The organism is Streptomyces sp. NBC_00433, assembly GCA_036015235.1.
GTDB lineage: Bacteria > Actinomycetota > Actinomycetes > Streptomycetales > Streptomycetaceae > Actinacidiphila.
Map to the genome: position 1 here is coordinate 202,347 of CP107926.1, position 15,055 is coordinate 217,401.

Below are 15,055 nucleotides of genomic sequence, written 5' to 3' on the forward strand. Positions count from 1 at the left end.
CCCACCGCCCAGGCCCCCGCCGGGAACCCGGCCGGGAAACCGGCCGGGAAACCGGCCGGGAAACCGGCCGGGAAACCCCGAGGGGCCCCGAGGCGCGGGCCAGGGCCTGTCGTTCGGATCTCCGTGGAGGAACGAGCGGTGTCCGGTGCGTGCGGCGGCAAGGCGGAGGAAGGAGGCGACGCGGAGGGGGCACCCCCCGGCCCTCGGGCCGGGGCGAGTCGTCGACCGACGACAACGCTGGGGCCACCTCCCGCCGAAGGCAGGAGGAAGACGCGCGTGCCGGACACCGCGACGCCGCGGAGACCCGGACGGCAGACCCTAGCGCCGGGACCCGGTCGGGTCCCCGCTGCGGGAACGCCCCGCCCCACCCTCAAAACCCGCCGCGCCGTCCGGGGCCGCCGGCGCCGGAGACAGGGTCAAGAACTCCGTGACCCGCAGCACCTTCAACGCCAACCGCAGACTCCGCCGGATACGCACCGTCCCGTCATCAGCCGCCAGCACCGGATCCACCAGAGCCACCCGGCGGCGACGCACCACCAACTCGCAACCACCCGCCGCCCGCACGTTCTTGACCCAGTCCGTCCCCGACCCGTACGGCAACGTCACCACATACGCACCCTGATGCCGGAAAACCTTCACCGGCGTCCGGTACTCCCGCCCCGACACCCGCCCCCGATGCACCACCAGCCCAAAACCCGGCATCCGCCCGAACAACGGACCCGCGACACGATTACCCAACGCCTTGTTGAACCGCGCCCAACCACGACCCAAAGTCATAACAGGGGTACTCCTCACCCGAAGACACCCCCACCCCCACCCCACAACCCCCGGGCAGAACGCACAGGCATCAAAACGTCAGCCCCCCACAACCCCCAAGGGACCCAACCCACAAGACCACACCGAACAACCACCACACCAGCCGGCCAGACAGCCGGACCGGCAGCCAGACACCCAGCAACCCCACCACAAGCGAACCCACCCCGACCGACACCACCCCCGCACCGCCACGCCACGCCACACACACCGCAACACCCCGACGAGCACGGCAACACCACAACAGCCACAACAGCCACACACACCGGACAACAGACTCCGGCAGACACCCCGACACCGGCAGGTTCCGGCAGGTTCCGGCAGACATCGCGAACCTGCGGATACCACCGGCTTCAGCGGGCACACGCCAGGTTGCAGGGCAACCAACACCAGGACCCGCCAGACACCACCGCCAGGCTCAGCACGTACCACCAGGCCACTCGGCCGGCACCACGACACGCGCCAGGCTCCCACACGCCTCGCAAAGCCCCACAGGCCGCGACACGCACCACCGGCCGGCCCCGCCAGACGCCACGACACACACCCGCCACACCACAGCGCCCAACACCACGCCACGCCCCGCCCCGGCCCGGCCCGGCCCGGCCCGCAACCCCACACTGCGAGCACCGCGACACCCCGGACGAGCACGGCAACACCGCAACAGCCACACGGCAGCCCGCAAGAAGCACCAGCACCCGGCCGACACCGCCAGCCCGCAGAAACCACCAGGACCCGGCCGACACCGCCAGGACCCGGCAGGCACCCGCCAGGACCCAGCGGGCACCGCGACGCTCAGTCGGCACCGACACGCTCACCCGGCACCACCACACCCCGGCACGCACCGCCCACCGCGGGCACCACCAGGTTCCGGTGGACATCACGAAACGGCCGGCAGCACCAAGACACGGCAGCCACCGCCAGCCCGCAGAAACCACCAGGACCCGGCCGACACCGCCAGGACCCGGCAGGCACCCGCCAGGACCCGGCAGGCACCCGCCAGGACCCGGCAGGCACCCGCCAGGTCCCAGCGGGCACCGCGACGCTCAGTCGGCACCGCCCCGGGCCCAGCCTACGGCCCAGGGCCCCGGCGAACGGGGCCCGGGGCGGGCGCCCCGCGAACCGGGCGGAACCCCGCCCCGAGGGCCGGGAACCCGGGAACGGGCGCGCACCCCGCCCCGAAGGGCCGGGGCACCCGGCGAGGGACACCCCGGGAACCCGGCGGCCCGGGAGCACCCCGGGCCGGGGACCGGGGGGGTCGGGGCCGGGGGGGTCGGGCCGGGGGGGTCGGGCCGGGGGGGTCGGGTGGGGGTGGGTCAGCCGTCCCACCTGGCGTACGCCGCGCGCAACTCCTCCTCCAAGCGGCCGAAAGACCCCTCGAAGAACGTCAGCGGCTCCTGCCGGCGCCGGTGCACACCCAACTCCACGACCTCGCCCACCACGATCATGTGATCACCGCCCGGATACTCCGCACGGACATCACAATCCATATACGCCAGCGACTCACCCAGCACCGGCACCCCCCGCGCACTCCACGCCGAGAACACCCGCCCCGCAGCCGGCGCCTGCCTCCCTGCGAAGACCTGCGCCAACTGCTCATGACGACGCGCCAGCAGATTCACCGCGAACCGCCCGCCACGCGTCAACTCCCCGCGCAGCCGCGACTCACGATGGATACAGAACAACACCAGCGGCGGATCCAACGACACCGACGTGAACGAGTTCACCGTCGTCCCGTCACCGTCCTCGCCCTCACCCGCCGAGATCACCGTCACCCCCGTGACGAACATCCCGCACACCCGCCGCAACGACCGCCCGTCCGCGGGAAACACATGATGCGCCGCCTCGACCACCCCGTCCGCACCCACACCCGCACCCACCGGCACGGACGCCCCCGCCGGCGCCGGCGCGGAGGCCGACGCGGGAGCGGACGCGGGAGCGCCGGCCGCGGAAGCGCCCGGCCCCGCCCCGGACACCACTAGAGCAGCTTCCGCGCACGCGGACCGGCCTTGACCCCGCCGGACACCACGAAACGGGTCAGCTTCCGCATATCCGGACCCGCCGAGAACAACCCCCACCGCACGAACCGCGCCACATGCAGCGTGTTCGGCGCGACGAACCGCGTCGCCGGATCCTTCCACCCGAACGTCGGATTCACCTCCGGGCTGTCCTGCACCACCTTCAAGATGATGTCCGCAGCCTCGTCACCGGTCAGCTCACCGACCTCGTACTTCTCACACGTCTCCGCCGTCACCTCGAGAATACGCTGGAACGTCGTACTCTCCGGCCACCACAACCCCGGATTCTCCGTCTTCTCCAACGCCTGGAAATGCTTGTTGTCCCCGTCCACCACATACCGCAGCCGCGCACCGGTCAACCGCATCACACCCGGAGTGATGAAACACCCCCACACCCGGAACACCGCATTCCACAACCGGAAGTGCGAGAACGAGATCAACGCACTGTTCACCAGATCGTCGTTGAAGTCCAGCAGACCCGCCTCGAGCTTCTCCACATACTCGAACCGCTCCTCGGAGAAGTCATCGTCCTTCAACGCCTGCAACACCCGCGACGCCAGAGCGTCCACGACCTCCATCGTGTTCGACAGCCCACGCGAGAACAACGGGTCGATGAACCCCGCCGCATGCGACATCAAACACCACCGGTAACCCACCGACTTCCGCGACGAATACTGCAACCGCCCCGTCGACACCCACTCACGCACCGGCCGCGCACCCTCGAACTGCCGCTTGATCGCCGGATACTTCTCCAGGAACGAATCGAACTCCTCCTGCGGCGTCACACCCTCCGGCTTCGGATACACCCGCTCGTCCAACTGCAGACCCACACTCACCAACGGATTCTTCGACTTCTTGTAGTTGTTGAACGGGATGATCCACAACCACCCCCGGTCGATCATGTGATGCATCGTCCCCTTGTGCCACTTGATCGGCGGACGATGCTCCCGCGGAACATCCACCACATCATCGTACGGCTTGATCCCGATGTAATGATTGAACAACGACCGCGAATGATGCTTGAACCGCGCCGGCTTCTCCCGCAGATCAAACTTCTCCGCCAACAACGAACGGAACCCCGAAGCATCGATCAGATACCTCGCCCGGAACACCTCACCATTCGCCCCCGTCACCGTCACACCATCCGCATCGAACTCCAGATCCTCAGCCCGCCACTGCTGACGAACCTCCACCCCATACCGCACCGCCGTATGGAACATCCACGAATCCGTGTCCTGCCGGAACATATGCGAATTCTGCGCCAACACCCGCGGAATCGCGAACTGCGTCGACTCCGCCGGATCCGGCTCCACACCCACCACATGCCGCTGAAAACCAAAATGCACCTTCACCCCATGCGAAGGCCCCACCACACGATTCGTCACCCCCACCTTCGCCAACGACGCCAACTCCGGCACCCCATACCGCTCCGCCAGAATATGCAACCACTCCGCCAACTGCGGCGTCTGCGACTCACCGATCGCCATCCGCGGATGCGACCCCGCATCCACCAACACCACACTCACACCCTGCGACGCCAACACCGTCGCAACCGTCGACCCCGCCAACCCCGAACCCAACACAAACACATCACACACCCGCACCCCACCAACACCCACCATCACACAACTCCCCTCACAGAGAACCGAATACCAGTCAGCGACACGTACTCACGTACCAACCCGAACAACACCGTCGGCCACCACGGGAAATGCGGGTGGATGGCCGGGCGGATCACCGGCCGGTCAGGCCCGACGCGATCCCGTGACGCTGATCTTCGGCAGCAGCCGGCTGACCTTGGAATAGCCGGACAGGGTGTCACCGGCGAAGGTGACGTCGAATTCGAGGTTCAGCTTCGCGGGCTTGGTCACCGACTGGCGCCAGGTCACCTGGCGGCCCTCCGGGGTCTCCTTGCTGACCACATTCGCCAGCGACACCGTCTCGGCATCGCTGGCGGCGGTGCCGGCGATGAGGCCCGCGGTGTCGGTGAAGGTGTAGACGACCTTCAGGTCCCCCACCGGGGATTTCACGATCACGTCCCAGGTTCCGGCGATCGAACTCACAGCGGCTTCCTTTCGGCAGCAGGAGCAGGAAAGCCCGCGCCCCGGACTCGATGACGAGCCGGGCTGCACGGGCTGGGTGGTGCTTTGAGGGGATCCGCGGGAGGCTGCCCGGTCCTGTTCCGGGCACAGCTCGACCGCCGGAAGTAGCGTGACATAAGCGGGCGAACCCCGTCAATATCGCGTGATTCAGAGCATGAAAAAAGCGACGCAGAGTGCGCCGCCGGGATGTCCTGGCAGGTCGTCACACCGGCCGGGGATCCAGCCGGGACGATTCACCTGGAGGGACAGATTCGGATCGGGACACAAATCTGCCGTCGGTCGTTATCGTGACACGCGCCCTGAGCCCACGTCAATCCCGGCTTTCACAGCGCCGGTCGGGCAGGCGCCGGCCTCACATCGGGGCGGCGGGCCACCCGGCGCGCCGGGCCGGCGGACGCTCCAGCAGCTCGGCGTCGATCCGTGCTGTCATCTCGGCCAGGGTGCGGCTGGTGACCGTCAGGTCCTCCGAGGGAATGCCCAGGTAGAGCCGGGTGATGGCCTCGTCGAACACGCCCCGGACCCGGCGCTGGAAATCCAGCCCCTCAGCGGTGGCACGGACCGGACATCCCCCGCCGGGCACGATCGCCAGCAGCCCGGCCGCGAGTAACTCGCCCACCACCGCGCCGGCGAGGTGCCGGTCCACCTTCGTGGCGATGGCCAACCGGGCTACCAGCCGGTCCCGGTCCAGCTCGTTCGGGCTCAAGGTGCTGATGTTGAGTGCGATCCACTGCTGGTGCGAGGCGCCGGCCTCCCCCAGGACAGCGTCCAGCAGCGCCCGGTGGGCCGTCTCGGCCCTGCCGAGGACCCGCGGATCGAGGATCGGGCCAGTGGTCATGGCTGCTCCCTGTTCAGGCTCGGCGCCCAGGAGCGCCTAGGAGGAGACAATGTTTAGCAGACCCAAGGGCTTCGTCAACGTCTGTCGTGATGACAGGGTTCTTCTCACTTCAGCCCTGCCAAAACCAGGCACGTCCCCGGGGGTGCGGGGACCGGCCGCGCGTCCGGCGCGGCAGCCCGTCCCGCGGCGCCGGACGCGCCAGGCGTCAGCGCAATCCAGGAGGTGTTCGTGGTCTCATCGCACCGGCTCGGTGCGAGGAGATGCCCGGCGTCCTGACCTGCCTCGTCACGCGCCACGGCACGTGGCGGGCGGTCACCGGGCGGGGCCTCGGAACCGGAGCCGTATGAGATCGCGACTACCGCTCGACCGGCGGCTCACGCATACTGCGGACAATCGAACCTCTACGGACCGACGTCCCGGAAGGTCGCGACAGCGGGCGAGCCGATCGCCCGTGGCCCGGCCCGCCGCGCCACCGAGGGGCCGGGGCGACGCGGTGCTGCCCGCTCGTGCGCCACCCGTGTGCTGCCGTCCGTTCCGCCGTCCGTGCCGCAGCCTGTGTCCCACCTGGCGACCGGGGCCGGGGCTCTGTGTGTTCGCGGCGCTGCCGGGGCCGGACCTGTCCGAAGAACAGCGAGAACCCGGTCGAGAACTGTCATCGGCTACGAGCCGTTTTCATCCGAGCCCGTCCTCACTCGCTCCCCGGAGGTTTGTGGTGGTCTTCGCAGCCGACCGTGACAGTGACACTGCGCCCAGCAGGAGTGGGCCGCCGGGAACCTCGCTCCCCCACACGGCCCGCTCGATCATGTCGATGGTGCTGGGCTGCTACCTGTGCATCGGCCTCATCGCCATCTACTCGGGCCGGCCCTCCGGCCTCGACTTCACCGTCGAGGCCTTTTTCGTCGGCGGCGTCGTCGCCATGCAGTATCTGCATTCGTCCTCGAACGCCGCCATGTGGACGCGCAAGCGCAGGACCTGGTCGCTGGGGGCCCAGGGGCTGTGCGTCTTCCTGCCGCTGGTCCTTTTCAACCAGAGGTGGGGCGGGGGCGCGGGATTCCTGGCCGGGTCCTGTCTGCTGCTGTTCAGCGGCCGGTGCGCGTGGGTCCTGTCCGTCGTCCCGACGGCGCTGGTCCTGCTCAGCTCCCTGCACGCCCGGGTGCCCTGGGAAATGACGCTCGGGTACATGGGCTGCGCGTTTCTCACCGGGCTGGTCGTCTACGGCATGAGCCGACTGTCGAACATGGTCGCCGAGGTCCATGCGGCGCGCGAGGAAATGGCGCGGATGGCCGTGATGAAGGAGCGGCTGAGAATCGCTTCCGATCTGCACGACCTGCTCGGCTACAGCCTTTCCGCGATCGTCCTCAAAGGCGAGCTGACCCGGCGTCTGATCGACTCCAACCCGGAGCGTGCGCTCACCGAGATCCGTTCGGTCCTGGAGATTTCACGGCAGGCGCTGTCCGACATCCGCACGGTGGCCCAGGGCTACCGGGACATGTCGCTGGTGGCCGAGGCCGCATCCGCGCAGGCGCTGCTGGCCGCCGCCGGCATCGAGACGGCGGTCTCCATCGAGGTCGGCGCTCTCCCCCGGGTCCAGGACACCATCCTGGCCACCGCGCTGCGCGAGGGGGTGACGAACATGCTGCGGCACGGCGACGTCCGCGGCTGCGAGATATCCGCTGTCCGGGACGGCCGCGCGGTCCGCCTGGAGATGGTCAACGACGGCTTGCGGCAGCCTGCGGGGGCCGCGGTCCCGGCGCGTGCCGGGATGGGGCTCGAGAGCATCGAGCGCAGGGTGTCGTCGGTGGGCGGCTCTGTGTCGACGTCGATCACCGAGGACGGACGCTTCCATCTCGTGGTGACGGTCCTGCTGGACGGCGCCGGGAAGGGCCCTTTCCTGGCGGCCGCGGGGCGGAACGGAACCGGGTCGACCGTCGGCCGGCAGGGGCGGCGGTGAGGCGGGGCCGGACCCCGCGGGCCTAGCGGCGGCCCGTCCGGGGCGCCTGCGCGGCGGGCGGGGCGGTCTCTGCGGACGGCGCGGCGTCATCGGTCCCGCCGCCGGCGGGACCCTTGCCCCGGCCCGCGGCCGAGCGGGCCTCGGCCAGCGCCAGCAGCTCCTCCAGGTCGTACTCGGCCCGTCCGGGCCTGCCGTGGCGGGTGAGCTTCCCGCGGCTGGCCCATTTGCGCACGGTGGCCTCGGTGACCCCCAGGGCCAGGGCGGCGAGTTGGGTGGGTACGGTACGCGGCGGCACCGAGGGGACGGTACGCGGAGGCACCGCGGGGACCCCGGTCACGCGTCGGCCCGCCGGCCGAACCGCAGCCACTGCTGCGGGGACAGGACGTGGCCGGCGCCGCAGCTGACGGCGAAGACCTCGCCGGGCTGTGCGCTGGACCGCACCGGGCTGGTGCACTCGGGCTCCGGACAGCGCCCCAGCTCCCGCGGCGCCGGTCCGGCGTCGACGGCCTGGCGTGCCGCCTTCTCGACGGTGACGATCTCGCTGACGAAGTCGTCGGCGGCCGGGTGGGCTAGCAGCCAGCCCAGGTGGGCGGCGACGAAGGTGGCCAGGTCCCGGACGGTCCGCCCGCGCGGCGCGGAGGCCCTGCGCTCGCCGACGACCATGTCGGACCAGGAGGCGAGGACGGTGACCATGTCGCTGCGGGCGTCCATGGCCCGCTCGTTGAGGGCCATCCCCATCGACCGGCTGCCGCTGACCCGCTGCCGGAAACCGCCCAGGGCCGGACCCAGCGCGTCCTCGCACGCGGCGTAGAGCCGCGGCAGCGCCCGTAGCGTCGTCCCGACGCGTTCGCCGCACACCGGGCACAGCCGGTGCCCGGCGGCCAGCCGCTGCGGCCGGTGCTCGCCGAGCGCGTCGTGTCCGGAACAGTACCGCGCCTCCGGAAGCGGCCGCGCCGCCCCCTCGCGGTGAGCCCAGCCCCGCTGGACCTTGTGCACGCCGATCACCCCACGTCGGTCGGCCGTCTCCGGCGTCTTCGCAGCTCGGCGCACTCGCCGGCTGCCTGTTCAGCATGCCGACGGCGGCCCGGACCGCGACAGTGCCAGGGTCACCGGTTCGATGTGACGAGGGGGGCCGGAGGTATGTGAAGGAATCACATGGACCGGGTGCGTACCGCAGGGTCCGCTGTCGAACGGCAGGTCAGGGCGGCGGGCCCGGTCGGTGGCGGGCCGCCGGCGGGGCCCGGTCGCGCTGTGGATCGGCTCGTCCGGCGGTCCGCGGTGGCGTCCGGGCCACCTGGAGGGGCGCCAGCGACGGGCGTGCCGAAAGTGAATCAACGGGGTTGACGCTCTTTCAGGGGCGTGTCACGATACGGGGCAACGGCTGATTCGTGCCTTGACCCGGATCCGCCGTTCTCCCCGCATCGTTCGACTGGACCCCTGGTCAGCGTGTTGACGTGCCGGGATTTCCCTGCGGCGCACCGCGCCGCTTTTTTCATGTCCTCGCACGCGCCGGCACCGATGGCTGCATGTCATGCCCACGCATGTCATGGCGGCGGGCCGGCCTTTACCGATCTGTTGACATCACGGACGACGAAAAGGGACTGCCATGCGGGTTCTCATTGCGTTCGCGCCGCTGACCGCCCATCTGTACCCCTGCGTTCCGCTGGCCTGGGCGCTGCAGAGTGCCGGGCACGAGGTGCGGCTTGCCAGCAGCACACCACTGGCCGAGCAGATCAGCGCCGCCGGCCTCACCGCCGTCCCGCTCGGCGGCGGCCCGGCGTCGGCGATGCCGGACATCCCCAAGGAGGGGCTGGACCGGTTCAGCGAAGCGCTCGGCTTCGAGCCCGGCTCCGACGACGCCCGGCTCTGGGAGGCCATCCGCTACTTCACGGTGCTGGCCTGCGCGCAGTACTACCCGGACGCCGAGGGACGGGCGCCGTTCGCCGACAACCTGGTCCAGTTCGCCCGGGACTGGCAGCCGGACCTGGTGATCTGGGACCCGGCCTGCGCCCCGGGGTCGGTCGCGGCCCGTGAGTCCGGGGCCGCGTCCGCCCGGCTGCTGTGGGGTCCCGACTACTTCCCCTGGATCCACGGGAGGCTCGCAGACCGCGCAGCCCAGCGCGGCTCGCAGCCCGACCCGCTCGCCGAGACGCTGGCCCCGATATACAGCCGGTTCGGCTACGAGTACTCCGCGGACCTGCTGATGGGCGACTTCACCGTGGACCCGCTGCCCTCGCAACTGCCGCTGCCCGAAGGGCTGCGCCGGGTGCCGATGCGCTGGGTGCCCTACGCCGGCGGGTCCCAGGTGCCGGAGTGGCTGGCCAAGCCGCCGGCGCGGCCCCGGGTGTGCCTCTCGCTGGGCGTCAGCGGGCGCGGGATCTTCACCGGCCCGGACCAGCGGGTCGCGGCCGCGCTCGAGGCGGTCGCCGGCATGGACGTCGAGGTGGTGGCCACCGTCAACGCCAACCAGCTGGGCGAGGACCAGAAGATCCCCGACAACGTACGGATCGTGGACTACCTGCCGCTCACCCAGGTGATGCCGACCTGCTCGGCGATCATCCACCACGGCGGCTTCGGCACCTTCTTCTCGGCGGCCGTGCACCGCGTACCGCAGATGATCATCGTGGAGGAGCTGGGCAGCGCACTGTCCAGCACCCGCTACCTGGAGTCCAGGAGCGCGGGTGTGGCCCTTCACAGCGACGGTCTGACGGCGGCCCAGATGGGCGGCGAGCTGACCCGGCTGCTGACCGAGCCGAAATTCCAGCAGGGGGCCGACGCGGTGTACGCGGACATCACCGCCGCCCCGAGCCCCGGCGAGATCGTACCGATCCTGGAGCGGATGGCCGCGCAGCACCGCACCCGGGGCTGACGGGCATGGACGTGGTCGAGACCCGGGTGCCGGGTGCGTTCGTGTTCACCCCGAAGCAGATCCCCGACGAGCGGGGCGTGTTCTTCGAGGCCCTCCGCTGCGACCAGGTCGAGGAGGTCACCGGGCTGCCCTTCCGGCCCGAGCAGATCAACTACTCGGCCTCCCGGCGGAACACCCTGCGCGGCATCCACGGAGTGGCGGTGCCGCCGGGGCAGGCGAAATACGTCACCTGCGTGCGCGGCGCGCTCCGCGACGTCGTCGTCGACCTGCGGGTGGGGTCGCCCACCTTCGGCGAGCACCACGTGTCCCTGCTGGACGCCGGGTCGGGGCGCTGCGTGTACGTGCCGGAGGGTGTCGGGCACGGATTCCTGACGCTCACCGAGGACGCCTGCATCTGTTACGTGGTCTCCACGCGGTATGTGCCGGGCACCCAGATCGACATCAACCCGCTCGACGCCGACCTGGCGCTCCCGTGGGGTTTCACCGAGCCGCCGCTGGTGTCGAAGAAGGACGCGCAGGCGCAGAGCATGCGTGAGGCGCTCGCCGCAGGGGTGCTCGCGCACTGGCCGGGCGCCGTGCTGGAGAGCACCGAGGGCAGGCACTGACGATGGAAGGCGGGCAGGGCATGCAGGCAGAGCAGTCACGACAGCAACTGGTGGAGATGGTCAGGAAATACCACAGGGAGGTCCAGCAGGACTCGGCCTTCGTCCCCGGGGTCACGGAGATCTGGCCGTCCGGGGCGGTGCTGGACGAGGACGACCGCGTGGCACTGGTCGAGGCGGCGCTGGACATGCGGATAGCCGCCGGGCCCAGCTCCCGCCGGTTCGAGTCGCGGTTCGCCCACAAGCTGAAGCGGCGCAAGGCGCACCTCACCAACTCCGGGTCCTCGGCCAACCTGCTCGCGCTGTCCGCCCTGACCTCCCCGGTGCTGGAGGACCAGCGGCTGCGGCCGGGCGACGAGGTCATCACGGTGGCCGCCGGCTTCCCCACCACCGTCAACCCGATCCTGCAGAACGGTCTCGTGCCGGTCTTCGTGGACGTGGAGCTGGGGACCTACAACACCACGGCCGAGCGGGTCGCCGCGGCGATCGGGCCGCGTACCAGGGCGATCATGCTGGCCCACACGCTGGGCAACCCCTACCCCGCCGGGGAGATCGCCCGACTCGCCGACGACCACGAGCTGTTCTTCGTGGAGGACAACTGCGACGCGGTCGGCTCGCTGTGCGACGGGCGGCTGACCGGCACCTTCGGGGACCTGAGCACGGTGAGCTTCTATCCCGCGCACCACCTCACCATGGGCGAGGGCGGCTGCGTCCTCACCTCGAACCTGGCGCTGGCCCGGATCGTGGAGTCGATGCGCGACTGGGGACGGGACTGCTGGTGCGAGCCGGGAGAGAACAACAAGTGCCTCAAGCGGTTCTCTTACCAGATGGGGACGCTGCCCGAGGGCTACGACCACAAGTACATCTTCTCCCACGTGGGCTACAACCTGAAGGCGACCGACCTGCAGGCGGCGCTGGGGCTGACCCAGCTCGCCAGGCTCGACGAGTTCTGCGATGTGCGGCGGCGCAACTGGCGGCGGCTGCGCACGGGTCTTGACGGCACTCCGGGTCTGATCCTGCCCGACGCGACGCCGAACACCGACCCCAGCTGGTTCGGGTTCGTCATCACCGTCGACCCGAAGGCGCGCTTCACCCGGGGCGAGCTGGTGGCCCACCTCGAAGAGCGCAGGATCGGCACCCGGCTGCTCTTCGCCGGGAACCTGACCAGGCACCCGGCTTACCACGACCAGCCGCACCGGGTGGCCGGGGACCTCACCAACAGCGACATCATCACCGACCACAGCTTCTGGGTCGGCGTCTACCCCGGGCTCACCGAGGAGATGCTCGACTACGTGATCGCCACGGTCCAGGAGTTCGTGGCCGGCCGTGGATGACCGCGGTCCCGTGATGCCGCTTGTCCACGACCCACATCCGGTTAGGGAGTCCTCCCATGTCCCAGAACGCCCTGCTGCGCCCCCGCGCCGACCTCGAGTTACCCGGCAGGCTGGCCGTTTCGCTCACCACCACGCGCGGCGCGGTGATGAGCACCGAGGATTTCCCTGGCTGGCTGGACCGGCACCGGCAGGCGCACAGCTTCCGCGTGGACCGGATCCCCTTCGGCGAGCTGGACCGCTGGTCCTTCCACCCGGAGACCGGGAACCTGGTGCACGACAGCGGCCGCTTCTTCACCGTCGAGGGGCTGCACGTCACCACCGAGGCCGGGCCGCACCGGGAGTGGTACCAGCCGATCATCAAGCAGGCCGAGGTGGGCATACTCGGGATCCTGGTGAAGGAGATCGACGGGGTCCTGCACTGCCTCATGCAGGCCAAGATGGAGCCGGGCAACCCCAACCTGCTGCAGCTGTCGCCGACGGTGCAGGCCACCCGGAGCAACTACACCCGGGTGCACGAGGGCGCGGCGGTGCGGTACCTGGAGTATTTCCTCCAGCCGGGCCGGGGCCGGGTCCTGGCCGACGTGCTGCAGTCGGAGCACGGCGCGTGGTTCCACCGCAAGAGCAACCGCAACATGATCGTCGAGGTCGACGACGACATCGAGCCGCACGGCGACTTCTGCTGGCTGACCCTCGGGCAGATCGGCGAGCTGCTGCACCTGGACAACGTCGTCAACATGGACTCCAGGACCGTGCTGGCCTGCGCCCCGATCGGGGCCGTCGACCCGGAGCGGGCGCGCGACCCCTTCGTGGCGGCGCTGGCCAGGTCCCGCAACGCCGGGGCGCTCTACTCCGACGTCGAGCTGCTGTCGTGGTTCACGGCGGAGCGGGCGCGGCAGAGCGTGCGGGCCGAGCGGGTGCCGATGGCCGGACTGCCCGGCTGGAGCAAGGGCACGCACGCGATCGACCGGCCCGACTCCCGGTTCTTCCGGGTGGTCGCGGTGGCGGTGCAGGCCGGCAGCCGGGAGGTGAGCCGGTGGACCCAGCCGCTGATCGAGCCGCGGGGGCTGGGCATCACCGCCTTCCTCACCCGGCGGATCGACGGGGTGCTGCACGTCCTGATGCGGGCCAGGGCGGAGGCCGGGTTCCTGGACGCGCTGGAGCTGGGGCCCACCGTGCAGTGCGTGCCGGGCAACCACGACAACCTGCCGCCCGAGGACCGCCCGGCCTTCCTCGACCTGGTGCTCTCCGCCGACCCGTCGATCGTGCGGTTCGAGGCGGTGCACTCCGAGGAGGGGGGCCGCTTCCTGAACGCCGAGAGCCGCTACATGGTGCTGGAACCCGACGAGGACGAGGTCCCGCTCGATCCGCCGCCCGGCTTCTGCTGGGTGACCGTGGGCCAGCTGACGTCGCTGGTGTGCCACAGCAACTACGTCAACGTGCAGGCCCGCAGCCTGCTGGCGTGCCTGAACGGGATGCTTGCGGGCACCCGGTGAGCGGACGGCGCGCGGCGGTGCGGATCGGGGTGCTGGGCTGCGCCGACATCGCGCTGCGCCGGATGCTGCCGGCGATCGCCGCCCGCCCGGGTGTGGAGCTGGCGGCGATCGCCAGCCGGGACCCGGCCAGGGCGGCGGAGCAGGCCCGGGTGTACGGCTGCGCGGCCGTGTCCGGCTATGCCGGGCTGCTCGACCGCGACGACGTCGACGCGGTGTACGTGCCGCTGCCTGCGGCCCTGCACGCCCAGTGGGTGGCGGCGGCGCTGCGGGCGGGCAAGCACGTGCTGGCGGAGAAGCCGCTCACCACGGACGCGGCCCGGACCGCGCAGCTGCTCGACCAGGCCGCCGCGTCCGGCCTTGTGCTGATGGAGAACGTGATGTTCGTCCACCACGCGCAGCATGCCGAGGTGCGGCGGCTGCTGGCGGCGGGCGCCATCGGCGAACCGCGGTCCCTGCACGCCTCCTTCGCCGTCCCCGCGCTGCCCGACGACAACATCCGCTACCGGCCCGAGCTGGGCGGCGGGGCCCTGTGGGACGTGGGCGTCTACCCGGTCCGGGCAGCACTCCATCTGCTCGGGGCCGACCTGCGGGTGGCAGGCGCGGTGCTGTCGGCGCCTGCCGGCCGCCAGGTGGAGACCTCCGGCGCCGCCCTGCTGGCGACCGCGTCCGGGGTGACCGCGCAGCTCACCTTCGGTCTCGAACACGCCTACACGTCGGCATACGAGATACGCGGCAGCGCGGGCCGGATCAGCGTGGACCGGGCCTTCACCCCTCCCGCGGACCACGTACCGGTGCTGCGGGTGGCGCGCGGGTCCGGGGTGGAGGAGATCCGGCTCGCCCCCGACGACCAGGTGGGCAACACCGTGGCGGCGTTCGCGCGGGCGGTGCGGGCCGGGGCCCACGACGACCCCGACTGCCTCGGGCAGGCGCGGCTGCTCCAGGGGGTACGCGACGCAGCGGGCGGGGCGCGGCGGGACGTCCAGGCACTGGCCTCGACCTGACGTGGGGTTGCGGACCCGGCTGGAGGCCAGCCGGGACAAG

The 15,055-nt window shown here is 70.8% G+C and carries 13 protein-coding genes; 6 read left to right on the top strand and 7 right to left on the bottom strand.

The genetic code is table 11. The features are described 5' to 3' along the window. Positions 1 to 318: 318 nt before the first annotated feature. The 5 genes from OG900_00855 to OG900_00875 all read right to left on the bottom strand — a co-directional run bounded on the left by OG900_00855 (position 319) and on the right by OG900_00875 (position 5,765). Positions 319 to 777: a nitroreductase family deazaflavin-dependent oxidoreductase gene (locus OG900_00855; protein ID WUH88816.1), complete on the bottom strand. Its 459-nt coding sequence runs from the start codon at positions 775 to 777 to the stop codon at positions 319 to 321. A gap of 1,349 nt (positions 778 to 2,126) precedes the next feature. Then, positions 2,127 to 2,678: a flavin reductase family protein gene (locus OG900_00860; protein WUH88817.1), complete on the bottom strand. Its 552-nt coding sequence runs from the start codon at positions 2,676 to 2,678 to the stop codon at positions 2,127 to 2,129. 110 nt (positions 2,679 to 2,788) lie between these two features. Next, positions 2,789 to 4,450, bottom strand: a complete 1,662-nt coding sequence (locus tag OG900_00865) for an NAD(P)/FAD-dependent oxidoreductase (GenBank protein ID WUH88818.1) — start codon at positions 4,448 to 4,450, stop codon at positions 2,789 to 2,791. A 123-nt stretch (positions 4,451 to 4,573) separates the two neighbouring features. After that, positions 4,574 to 4,891, bottom strand: coding sequence for a hypothetical protein (locus tag OG900_00870; GenBank protein ID WUH88819.1), 318 nt, complete (start codon positions 4,889 to 4,891; stop codon positions 4,574 to 4,576). A gap of 391 nt (positions 4,892 to 5,282) precedes the next feature. Then, the gene (locus tag OG900_00875) at positions 5,283 to 5,765 is read right to left on the bottom strand and encodes a MarR family transcriptional regulator (protein ID WUH88820.1); all 483 of its coding nucleotides are present in this window, start codon (positions 5,763 to 5,765) and stop codon (positions 5,283 to 5,285) included. Positions 5,766 to 6,567: 802 nt separating this feature from the next. Between OG900_00875 and OG900_00880 the strand changes: the two genes are divergently transcribed. Further along, positions 6,568 to 7,716: a histidine kinase gene (locus OG900_00880; GenBank protein ID WUH88821.1), complete on the top strand. Its 1,149-nt coding sequence runs from the start codon at positions 6,568 to 6,570 to the stop codon at positions 7,714 to 7,716. A gap of 22 nt (positions 7,717 to 7,738) precedes the next feature. Here OG900_00880 and OG900_00885 read toward each other — a convergent pair whose 3' ends face one another. Next, positions 7,739 to 8,011 carry a transcriptional regulator gene (locus OG900_00885; protein WUH88822.1) on the bottom strand — a complete coding sequence of 91 codons (273 nt, stop codon included), beginning with the start codon at positions 8,009 to 8,011 and terminating at the stop codon, positions 7,739 to 7,741. Positions 8,012 to 8,049: 38 nt separating this feature from the next. Further along, entirely contained in the window at positions 8,050 to 8,712 is a 663-nt protein-coding gene (locus tag OG900_00890; protein WUH88823.1) for a hypothetical protein, read from the bottom strand. 610 nt (positions 8,713 to 9,322) lie between these two features. On the opposite strand from OG900_00890, the gene OG900_00895 reads away from it, so the two are divergent. From OG900_00895 to OG900_00915, 5 genes are read left to right on the top strand one after another with little or no spacing between them, the layout of a single operon-like run. Then, the gene (locus OG900_00895) at positions 9,323 to 10,585 is read left to right on the top strand and encodes a DUF1205 domain-containing protein (protein ID WUH88824.1); all 1,263 of its coding nucleotides are present in this window, start codon (positions 9,323 to 9,325) and stop codon (positions 10,583 to 10,585) included. Between the two features lie 5 nt (positions 10,586 to 10,590). Continuing rightward, entirely contained in the window at positions 10,591 to 11,190 is a 600-nt protein-coding gene (locus OG900_00900) for a dTDP-4-dehydrorhamnose 3,5-epimerase family protein (GenBank protein WUH88825.1), read from the top strand. A gap of 20 nt (positions 11,191 to 11,210) precedes the next feature. Continuing rightward, positions 11,211 to 12,521: a lipopolysaccharide biosynthesis protein RfbH gene (gene rfbH, locus OG900_00905; GenBank protein ID WUH88826.1), complete on the top strand. Its 1,311-nt coding sequence runs from the start codon at positions 11,211 to 11,213 to the stop codon at positions 12,519 to 12,521. 56 nt (positions 12,522 to 12,577) lie between these two features. Continuing rightward, a complete protein-coding gene (locus OG900_00910; GenBank protein WUH88827.1) occupies positions 12,578 to 14,014 on the top strand; it encodes an NDP-hexose 2,3-dehydratase family protein in 1,437 nt (478 codons plus the stop codon). Next, the gene (locus OG900_00915) at positions 14,011 to 15,015 is read left to right on the top strand and encodes a Gfo/Idh/MocA family oxidoreductase (GenBank protein ID WUH88828.1); all 1,005 of its coding nucleotides are present in this window, start codon (positions 14,011 to 14,013) and stop codon (positions 15,013 to 15,015) included. The genes OG900_00910 and OG900_00915 overlap by 4 nt, the downstream gene beginning before the upstream one ends. Positions 15,016 to 15,055 lie beyond the last annotated feature (40 nt).

Bases quoted from the DNA above. Each gene is read 5' to 3' on its own strand.
- OG900_00855 (WUH88816.1), bottom strand. From the start codon at position 777: ATGACTTTGGGTCGTGGTTGGGCGCGGTTCAACAAGGCGTTGGGTAAT.
- OG900_00865 (WUH88818.1), bottom strand. From the start codon at position 4,450: ATGGTGGGTGTTGGTGGGGTGCGGGTGTGTGATGTGTTTGTGTTGGGT.
- OG900_00875 (WUH88820.1), bottom strand. From the start codon at position 5,765: ATGACCACTGGCCCGATCCTCGATCCGCGGGTCCTCGGCAGGGCCGAG.
- OG900_00880 (WUH88821.1), top strand. From the start codon at position 6,568: ATGTCGATGGTGCTGGGCTGCTACCTGTGCATCGGCCTCATCGCCATC.
- OG900_00895 (WUH88824.1), top strand. From the start codon at position 9,323: ATGCGGGTTCTCATTGCGTTCGCGCCGCTGACCGCCCATCTGTACCCC.
- OG900_00900 (WUH88825.1), top strand. From the start codon at position 10,591: ATGGACGTGGTCGAGACCCGGGTGCCGGGTGCGTTCGTGTTCACCCCG.
- rfbH (WUH88826.1), top strand. From the start codon at position 11,211: ATGCAGGCAGAGCAGTCACGACAGCAACTGGTGGAGATGGTCAGGAAA.
- OG900_00910 (WUH88827.1), top strand. From the start codon at position 12,578: ATGTCCCAGAACGCCCTGCTGCGCCCCCGCGCCGACCTCGAGTTACCC.